Origin of the sequence: Caulobacter sp. S45, assembly GCF_009765965.1 — a bacterium.
Taxonomy (GTDB): domain Bacteria; phylum Pseudomonadota; class Alphaproteobacteria; order Caulobacterales; family Caulobacteraceae; genus CAHJWH01.
The window spans coordinates 210,380-219,892 of sequence record NZ_LMUL01000003.1 but is presented as its reverse complement, the minus strand read 5'-3'; the positions used below and the strand labels follow the sequence as shown (position 1 = coordinate 219,892).

At 68.5% G+C, this 9,513-nt stretch carries 8 protein-coding genes; 4 read left to right on the top strand and 4 right to left on the bottom strand.

The window, feature by feature from the left end:
* Positions 1 to 1,714: glutamine--fructose-6-phosphate transaminase (isomerizing) (glmS, locus tag GSQ87_RS02550; RefSeq protein ID WP_158912985.1), on the bottom strand; the 1,714-nt coding region annotated here is incomplete at its 3' end.
* 157 nt (positions 1,715 to 1,871) lie between these two features.
* On the opposite strand from glmS, the gene glmM reads away from it, so the two are divergent.
* From glmM to GSQ87_RS02535, 3 genes are all read left to right on the top strand, one after another.
* Positions 1,872 to 3,224: a phosphoglucosamine mutase gene (gene glmM / locus GSQ87_RS02545; RefSeq protein ID WP_158912984.1), complete on the top strand. Its 1,353-nt coding sequence runs from the start codon at positions 1,872 to 1,874 to the stop codon at positions 3,222 to 3,224.
* A 95-nt stretch (positions 3,225 to 3,319) separates the two neighbouring features.
* A complete protein-coding gene (locus GSQ87_RS02540; protein ID WP_158912983.1) occupies positions 3,320 to 3,928 on the top strand; it encodes an HD domain-containing protein in 609 nt (202 codons plus the stop codon).
* 89 nt (positions 3,929 to 4,017) lie between these two features.
* The gene (locus tag GSQ87_RS02535; protein WP_158912982.1) at positions 4,018 to 5,169 is read left to right on the top strand and encodes an acyltransferase; all 1,152 of its coding nucleotides are present in this window, start codon (positions 4,018 to 4,020) and stop codon (positions 5,167 to 5,169) included.
* 45 nt (positions 5,170 to 5,214) lie between these two features.
* On the opposite strand, the gene GSQ87_RS02530 is transcribed toward GSQ87_RS02535, so the two are convergent.
* From GSQ87_RS02530 to GSQ87_RS02520, 3 genes are all read right to left on the bottom strand, one after another.
* Positions 5,215 to 6,720, bottom strand: coding sequence for a phosphomannomutase/phosphoglucomutase (locus GSQ87_RS02530; protein ID WP_158912981.1), 1,506 nt, complete (start codon positions 6,718 to 6,720; stop codon positions 5,215 to 5,217).
* A gap of 86 nt (positions 6,721 to 6,806) precedes the next feature.
* Positions 6,807 to 7,766, bottom strand: a complete 960-nt coding sequence (locus GSQ87_RS02525; protein ID WP_158912980.1) for an SIS domain-containing protein — start codon at positions 7,764 to 7,766, stop codon at positions 6,807 to 6,809.
* Entirely contained in the window at positions 7,763 to 7,957 is a 195-nt protein-coding gene (locus GSQ87_RS02520; protein WP_158912979.1) for a hypothetical protein, read from the bottom strand. The genes GSQ87_RS02525 and GSQ87_RS02520 overlap by 4 nt, the downstream gene beginning before the upstream one ends.
* Positions 7,958 to 8,231: 274 nt before the next feature.
* Between GSQ87_RS02520 and GSQ87_RS02515 the strand changes: the two genes are divergently transcribed.
* On the top strand, positions 8,232 to 9,513 hold a 1,282-nt coding region (locus GSQ87_RS02515; RefSeq protein WP_158912978.1), incomplete at its 3' end, for a DEAD/DEAH box helicase.

The following is a 9,513-nucleotide window of genomic DNA, read 5'->3' as shown; positions in this document are numbered from 1 at the left end:
CCAGCGACGCGATCAGCGGATCGCAGGTCGGCGCGATCAGCACCTTGGCGCCCGGCTGGGCATGGGCGGCGCCCGCCGCGTCGGTGATGAAGACGATCGGCGCGCCGCGGGCCGAGACCTCCTGCATGTTGGAGACGGTCTTCTCCAGCAGGGCGTCGGAGGGGGCGATCACGATCACCGGGGTCTGTTCGTCGATCAGGGCGATAGGGCCGTGCTTCAGCTCGCCCGCCGCGTAGCCCTCCGCGTGGATGTAGCTGATCTCCTTCAGCTTCAGCGCGCCTTCCATGGCCAGCGGATAGGCCGCCCCGCGACCGAGGTAGAGCACGTCGCGCGCCTTGGACAGTTCCTGCGCCAGGTCGCGCGTGGCCGGCTCCACCTGCAGCGCCTCGGTGATCAGGCGCGGCGCCTCCAGCAGGGCCTGGACCAGGCGCGCCTCCTCCATGGCGTCGATGCGACCGCGACGGGCGGCGGCGGCGACGGCCAGGGCGGTCAGGGCGGCGACCTGAGCGGTGAAGGCCTTGGTGGACGCGACCCCGATCTCGGGACCCGCGTGGGTCGGCCACATGAAGTCGGCCTCGCGCGCCATGGAAGACTGGTGGGCGTTGACCAGGGCGGCGGTCTTCAGCCCCTGGGCCTTGCACCATTTCAGCGCGGCCAGGGTGTCGGCCGTCTCGCCGGACTGGGACACCGCCAGCGCCAGCGTCCCCGGCGACACCGCCGGTTCGCGGTAGCGGAACTCGGACGCGATCTCGACGTCCACGGGCAGCCCGGCGATCCGTTCGAACAGGTACTTGGCGGTGAGGCCGGCGAAGTAGGCCGTGCCGCAGGCCACGATCTGGATACGCTCCACACCTTCGAAGTCGAACCCCTCGGGCGGGCGGGCCTTCATGGCCACCGGGTCCAGATAGGCCGACAGGGTGTGCTGGCAGGCGTCGGGCTGTTCGTGGATCTCCTTTTCCATGAAGTGGCGGTACTCGCCCTTCTCGACCAGCGCGGCCGAGGCCGGCACCACCCGCTTGGCGCGGATCACGCTTAAGCCCGCGGCGTCGAAGATCTTGGCCGAGCTGTGGTCGATGGCGACGTAATCGCCCTCTTCCAGATAGGCCACGGTCTGGGTGAAGGGGCCGACGGCCAGCGCGTCGCTGCCCAGGAACATCTCGCCGTCGCCATAGCCCACCACCAACGGGCTGCCGCGCCGGGCGCCCAGGATCAGGTTGGCCTCGCCCTCGATCAGCACCGCCAGCGCATAGGCGCCATGCAGCCGATCCAGCACTGTCTTGAACGCATCCAGCGGCGCCTTGCCGGTGGTGAGCTCGCGGTCGATCAGGTGGGCGATCACCTCGGTGTCGGTGTCGCTGGAGAAGACGTGGCCGACCGATTGCAGTTCGCGCTTCAGCTCGGCGAAGTTCTCGATGATGCCATTGTGGACCAGGCTGACCCGCCCGGCTGTATGGGGGTGGGCGTTGCGCTCCGACGGCGCGCCGTGGGTGGCCCAGCGGGTGTGGCCGATCCCGACCGACCCGGCCAGGGGCGCGTCCCGCAGCGCCGCTTCCAGGTTGCGGATCTTGCCCGCCGCCCGCCGCACCGCGACATGGCCGCCGTCCGCCGCCGCCACGCCCGCGGAGTCGTAGCCGCGATACTCAAGTCGCCGCAGGCTCTCCACCAGTCGTTCCGCGACAGGGGTGGTCCCGACGATGCCGATGATGCCGCACATGGGTGGTCTGTAATCCTGCTGGTCCGCCCGCCTCCTAGCACCAAGCGGTGACGGAAAGCGTAAATCTCGGTTTCGCCACGTTGCGAAGGTGCAGGGACGGTTACCGCTCATAAGCTCTCTTCTGCTATGACGCCCCCCTGCACGGGACCCTAGGTGTATGAGCAAGCGCAGCTATTTCGGTACGGACGGTATCCGCGGCCAGGCCAACAAGCATCCCATGACCGCCGAAGTGGCGTTGCGGGTCGGGTTGGCGGCCGGCAAGCTGTTCCTGCGCGATCCCGAACGCCGCCACCTGGTGGTGATCGGCAAGGACACGCGCCTGTCGGGCTACATGATCGAGCCGGCGCTTGTGGCCGGCTTCGCCAGCGTGGGCATGGACGTGCGTCTGTTCGGCCCGCTGCCGACGCCGGCGGTGGCGATGATGACCCGCTCGATGCGCGCGGACCTGGGCGTGATGATCTCCGCCTCCCACAACAGCTTCGCCGACAACGGGATCAAGCTGTTCGGCCCGGACGGCTACAAGCTGTCCGACGCGCGCGAGGCCGAGATCGAGGCGCTGATGGACGAGGGTCTGCAGGAGGGTCTGGCCGCCCCTACCGGCCTCGGTCGGGTGCAGCGCATCGACGACGCTCAGGCCCGCTATGTCGAGATCGTCAAGGCCGCCTTCCCCAAGAGCCTGACCCTGAACGGCCTGCGGGTGGTGATCGATTGCGCCCACGGCGCCGCCTACAAGGTCGCCCCCACCGCCCTGTACGAGCTGGGCGCCGAGGTGATCCCCGTCGGCGTCACGCCCAACGGGACCAATATCAACGACGAGTGCGGCTCGACCTATCCCGGGGCCATGGCCAAGGCGGTGCGCGAATACCGCGCCGACATCGGCATCGCGCTGGACGGCGACGCCGACCGGCTGGTGATCTGCGACGAGCGCGGCCAGACCGTCGACGGCGACCAGATCATGGCCATCATCGCCGGCGCCTGGGCCGAGGCCGGTCGCTTGTCCGGCGGCGGCGTTGTCGCCACGGTCATGTCCAACCTGGGGCTGGAACGGTTCCTGGAGGCCCGCAACCTCAAGCTCGAACGCACCAAGGTCGGCGACCGCTACGTGATGGAGCGAATGCGCGAGGGGGGGTTCAACCTCGGCGGCGAGGCGTCCGGTCACGTGATCCTGTCCGATATCTCCACCACCGGCGACGGCCTGATCGCGGCGCTTCAGGTGCTGACCGTGCTGGTCACCGGCGGCAAGCCGATGAGCGCGCTCGCCCGCCAGTTCGAGCCGGTGCCGCAGAAGCTGGAGAACGTCCGTTTCGCCGGCGGCGAACCGCTGAAGACCGACCGGGTGCAGCAGGCCATCCATGACGGCGAACTCAGGCTGAACGGCTCCGGCCGGGTGCTGGTGCGCGCGTCGGGCACCGAGCCCCTGATCCGCGTCATGGCCGAGGGCGATGACGAACGCTTGGTGGCCGAGGTGGTGCGCGACATCGTCGGCGCGGTGAAGCTGGCGGCGGCCTGAGGGTAGGCGAGCCTTGTCCTCATACGGGGACGACTTGACCCCCTTGCGACCCCGGAGCAGCCTTCCTGCAAAATAAGCAGGCGGGAGGAAAGCCGATGGCCGACGGCGAGCAGCACGCCGATGCGCGGGCGAAGTTCGCGGCGATGACCGAGGGCGACGCGGACGACTGGAAGCTCATCATGAGCCACCGGGACCCGTTCCTGAAAGACCTCCCGAACCGGATCGTCGCCCATCTCAAGCTGCTCGGCGGCGACTATGGCGGCTATGCCGTCGACCGTCTGGAACACAGCCTGCAGACCGCCACGCGCGCGCATCGGGCTGGGGAGGACGAGGAATACGTGGTCTGCGCCCTGCTGCACGACATCGGCGACACGGTGGGGCCGGCCAACCACGGGGGCGTCGCCGCCGCGATCCTCAAGCCCTATGTCGGCGAGGACAATCATTGGATGGTGGAGAACCACACCATCTTCCAGGGCTACTATTTCTACGACTTCACCGGCCGCGACAGGAATGCGCGCGACCGGTTCCGCGGCCATCCGGGGTTCGAGCGCACGGCCCGGTTCTGCCACCTCTACGACCAGAAATCCTTCGATCCCGCCTATGGTTCGATGCCGCTGGAGGCCTTCGAACCCATGCTCGGCCGTGTCCTGTCCAGCGTGAGGCGCTCGGCCTACGACCGGGTGGTTGGGGCCGCGGCCAGCTGAAATTCCCGTTCCGCGCGAACGACCCGTCAACCGTTCGCATGGCAAAAGGCTTGCTCCACGACCGCTGAGAGCCGGTGCAGGAGCCCGCCATGTCGTCCAAAGCCGCCGTTCCCATCCAGGTCGAACCTGGGCGTCCGCTGCCGCTGATGCGCGGCGGGACGCTGGATGCCCTGCGCTTCCTCGCGGCCTTTTTCATGGTGGTCTACCACTATTCCTACGCCAGCCCCGTGCCGCTGGAGAAGGTGCACCCGCTGTTCACCCGCGGGTATCTGGCCACCGACTTCTTCCTGATCGTGTCGGGCTATGTGCTCGGCCGCATCTATGGCGAGCGGGTGGAGAACAACGGTATCGGCGGTTTCGCCTTCTTCATGCGCCGGGCCCAAAGGCTGGTCCCGGCCCACCTGATCATGATCGCCGCCTTCATCGTCCTGCTGGTCCTGTCCGGCCTGGCGGGCATCGCGCCGCAGCATCCCGAGTATCTGAGCTGGCCCGACCTGCCGGCCGAGCTGTTCCTGGTCCAGGCGCTGGGCGTGCCGGGCGGGGAGGGCTGGAACTCGCCGACCTGGTCGCTGTCGGCGCTGCTGGCCTGCTACGCCTTCTTCCCGCTGATCTGGCGCGCCCAGGCGAAGATCAAGTCTCCCGCCGTGGTGCTGGCGGTGGCCGTGGGCGTCATGATCCTGGCCGACCTCGCCTCCAGCCACCTGATCGGCAAGCGCATCTACGAGTTTCCGACCCGCATCGGTGTGATCCGGGCCATCCCGCTGTTCCTGCTGGGCGTGGCGCTCGCCCGCATTTCGGAGACCGTCTACATCCGCCCGGTGCTGGCGCGGATCGCGGCGGTGGTCGCGGCGGTGGGCGTCGTGGCGCTGCAGTTCGCCGGCGCCTTCGACTTCCTCAGCATCGCGCTGATCGCCACCCTGGTGATGGCGGCCGGCGCCATCCCGGTGAACAGGCCGTCCTATCTTTTGGAGAAGGGGGCGCTGGTCTCCTTCGCCATCTTCATCACCAACGAGTTCGTGCGGAACGTCTATTTCGGGGTCGAGCACGTGGTGGCCAGGAAGCTGCCCGTAGGCCTGACCGCCGGCTGGGCGGCCTGGTGGGTGGCGCTGGGCGTGGCGGTCGCCTTCGCCGTGGCCTTCCACTACCTGGTCGACATGCCCACCCAGGGCTGGATCAAGGCCCGCCGCAAGCGGGGACGCGTGGCGAAGGCTGCGGCGCCGAGTGAGGCGCTCGCAGCCTGACCGAGGACTACCTCCTCCCCCGCTTTGCAGGGGAGGAAAGACGCCTCAGATTTCCTGGTTGTACTTGCCCACTTCCGGCCGCTTGGCCAAACGCGGCTTCACTTCCTTGTGGAACAGGGCGCGCATGTCGTCGGCCGACTGCGAGCTCTCCACCACCACCACCAGTTCGGGCTTGTTGGACGAGGCGCGGACCAGCACCCAGGACCCGTCCTCCAGCGCCACGCGCACGCCGTTGACGGTGATCACGTCGATGATCTTGCGGCCCAGGATCGAGCCGCCGGCCCGGCCGAGTTCCTCGTATTCCTTCACCACCTCCTCGACGATGCCGTACTTCTTCTCGTCGTCGCAGTGGGGGCTCATGGTCAGCGAGGTGAAGGCGATCGGCAGGGCCTTCTTCAGGTCCGATAGCTTCTTGTCGGGGTTGCGCTCCAGCATGTTGAGCACCGCGCAGGCCGCCACAAAGCCGTCGTCGTAGCCGCGCCCGAGCGGCTCGTTGAAGAAGAAGTGGCCGGACTTCTCGAAGCCCGCCAGCGCGCCGATCTCGGCGGTCTTGCGCTTGATGTAGCTGTGGCCGGTCTTCCAATAGACGGTCTCGGCCCCGTTGGCCTTCAGGATCGGGTCGGTGGCGTAGAGGCCGGTCGACTTCACGTCGACCACGAACTTGGCGTCCTTGTGCAGGACCGACAGGTCGCGCGCCAGCATCAGGCCGATCTTGTCGGCGTAGATCTCCTCGCCCTCGTCGTCGACCACGCCGCAGCGATCGCCGTCGCCGTCGAAGCCGAAGGCCAGGTCCGCGCCCTCGCGCCGGACCACCTCGGCCATGGCGTGCAGCATCTCCTGGTCTTCGGGGTTGGGGTTGTATTTCGGGAAGGTGAAGTCGAGGTCGCAGTCCATCGGGATCACCTCGGCGCCCATGCGCCTCAGCGTCTCGGGGGCGAAGGCGCCGGCGGTGCCGTTGCCGCAGGCCGCGACCACCCGCAGCGGCCGGGTGAGGTTACAGCGCGAGGCGTTCTCGGCGATGTAGCGCTCCATCACGCCCTCGACCTGGGTCAGCTTGCCGCCGGGACGCTCGACGCCGAGCCCGCCCAGCACCAGTTCCTTTATCCGGCCGATCTCGACGGGTCCGAAGGTGAGGGGGCGTTGGGCGCCCATCTTCACGCCGGTCCAGCCGTTCTCGTTGTGGCTGGCGGTGACCATGGCCACGCAGGGCGCGTCCAGGTCGAACTGGGCGAAGTAGGCCATGGGCGACAGGGCCAGGCCGATGTCCAGCACCTCACAGCCCGCCGCGATCAAGCCGAGGCACAGCGCCTGCTTCACGTTGACCGAATAGGAGCGGTAGTCGTGGCCCACCACTACCCGCGGCTTCACGCCGACCTCGTGGATATAGGTCCCAAGGCCCACGCCGAGCGCGCTTATGCCTAGGTAGTTGATCTCCTTGCCCAAAATCCAGCGCGCGTCGTACTCGCGGAACCCGGTCGCCTTTACGAACGGCGTGATCTCGTACTCCAAGGTGTTGGGGACGAGGTCGGCGCGGGGCTTCGACAGGGGCATCAAGGTCTCCAGAAGATCGGATCGGTGATAGGCGATCGGTAGACGCGGTTCGTGACAGGGACGCGGCGCCGTTCGGCTGGCTCGCGCTACACGACCCCTGAGCGCAGCAGGTCGTGGACGTGCAGTATGCCGATGGGACGGTGGTCCTCGACTACGAACAACACCGTGATGCGGCTATCGTTCATCAGCTTCAACGCCTCGGCCGCCAACATGGACGGCGAAACCGTGCGCGGCGCCTGATTCATCACCTCGCCTGCCCGGTGATCCATCAGCCCGCCCATGTGGCGGCGCAGGTCGCCGTCGGTGATCACGCCCAGCAGCCGGCCGTCCGCGTCCACCACGCCGGCGCAGCCGAAGCGCTTCTCGGTCATCACCAGCAGGGTGTCGGCCATGCTCGCGACCAGCGGCGCCAGCGGCAGCTCCGCACCCTGGTGCATCAGCTCGCCCACGGTGCGCAGCGCCGCGCCCAGCTTGCCGCCAGGGTGGAAGGTGCTGAAGTCGGTGCGGGTGAAGCCGCGGCCCTCCAGCAGCGCCACCGCCAGGGCGTCGCCCAGCGCCATCTGCAGGGTGGTGGAGGTGGTCGGCGCATCGACCGCGTCGGCGGCCTCGGCGACGTCGGGAAGCAGGAGCAGGATGTCGGCCGCCCGGCCCAGCGCGCTGTGCGGATTGGCCGTCATGGCCAGCAGTGGGATGCCGAAGCGCTTGGCGTAGGCCACCACGTCGGCCAGCTCCTTGGCCTCGCCGGACTTGGACAGGGCCAGCAACGCGTCGTCGGTCCCGATCATGCCCAGGTCGCCATGGCTGGCCTCGGCCGCGTGGACGAACATAGCGGGTGTGCCGGTGGAGGCGAGGGTGGCGGCGATCTTGCGCGCCACATGGCCCGACTTGCCGACCCCGGTGCAGACCAGCCGGCCCTTCAGCCCTCGCAGCAGCGCATAGGCGCGGGCGAACGGTTCGCCCAGGCCGTCGGCGGCGCAGCCGAGCGCCTCGGCCTCGATTCGCAGCACGCGGCGACCGATGGAAATGGGATCGATCTGGACGCTCAAAGGATGCCGGACTTCTTGGGTTTGGTGATCGCCGGGCGCAGCTTGGGTTGGCGGGCGGCGGCGTCGGCGGTGGTCTCATGGCCGAACGGGCCGGGCGAGCGCGCGCCGTCGGCCTGGGGGTAGACCAACGCCAGCGCGATCAACACGATCGCCGTCAGCGCGGCCAATGAGAAGAAGATCCGGTCGGACATGGGCGGGCTATCTAGCGCGCGTTGAGCTCCGAGCCAATCGCAGCTTGACTTTTCGCATCGCAGCAACGATTTAGGCGTCGTGCGCAGACTTGCGCGCTATCGGCGCTCCAGCCGCGTGAGGGGTGTGGTCATCCACACTTCGCCTGTCGAGCGCTCTGAATAGCTTCCGCATAGATCGCCCAGGCCACGCGGGGCGCTCCCCTGACGATCCGCCCGCTTGAGGCGCGACCGACGCGTTCGGCCGCCCTGGGTTGGCATGCCTGAAAAGCTACCCATGACCAAGTTCACCGACCTCGGCCTCAACCCGGCCCTGCTCAAGGCGCTTACCGCCGAAGGCTACGAGACCCCGACCCCGATTCAAGCCCAAGCTATCCCCATCGTCATGGCCGGCCGCGACCTGCTGGGCATCGCCCAGACCGGCACCGGCAAGACCGCCGCCTTCGCCCTGCCGATCCTGCATCGTCTGGACGCCACCCGTAAGCCCGCGCCCAAGCGCGGCTGCCGGGTGCTGGTGCTGTCGCCCACCCGCGAACTGGCCAGCCAGATCGCCGAGAGCTTCCGCACCTACGGCAAGCACCTCGGCTTCACCGTCGCTGTGATCTTTGGCGGCGTGAAGTACGGCCCGCAAATGAAGGCGCTGGCCACCGGCGTCGACATCCTTGTCGCCACCCCCGGCCGCTTGATCGACCACCTGGGCGAGAAGAACGCCAACCTGTCGGAAGCCGAGATTTTCGTGCTCGACGAGGCCGACCAGATGCTCGACCTGGGCTTCCTGCAGCCGATCCGCCGCATCGTCTCCCACCTGCCCAAGCAGCGCACCAACCTGTTCTTCTCGGCCACCATGCCGGGCGAGATCGGCAAGCTGGCGGGCGAGCTGCTGAACGATCCGGCCAAGGTTTCGGTCGCGCCGGTCGGCACCACCACCGAGCGGGTCGACCAGAAGCTGATCTTCGTCGAGGCCGAGTACAAGCGCGAGCTGCTGGCCGAGCTGTTCGCCGACGCCAAGATGAGCCGCACCATCGTGTTCACCCGCACCAAGCGCGGCGCCGACCGGGTGGCCAAGCACCTGGAAGCCTGCGGCGTCACCGCCGCCTCCATCCATGGCGACAAGACCCAGGGCCAGCGCGAGCGGGCCCTGGCGGCGTTCAAGGCCGGTTCCTGCCGCGCCCTGGTGGCCACCGACATCGCCGCGCGCGGCATCGACATCGATGCGGTCAGCCACGTGGTCAACTTCGAGCTGCCCTATGTGGCCGAAGCCTATGTCCACCGCATCGGCCGCACCGCGCGCGCCGGCGCCTCGGGCCAGGCGATCAGCCTGTGCGCCGACGACGAACGTTCGTTGGTGCGCGACATCCAGCGCCTCACCCGCCAGACCATCCCGGCCGAGGATCGCCGTCGCGACCGCGGCCTGGCGATGATGGCCAAGACCACCCGCGAACTGGACCGCAACGCCCCGCCCGTCAGCGACGACGCGCCCGCGCGTGGTGAAGCCAACCGCAACCAGCGTGGCCGCAATCGTCCGCAGTACCAGGGGCGTGGCGGCGGCGGTGGAGCGC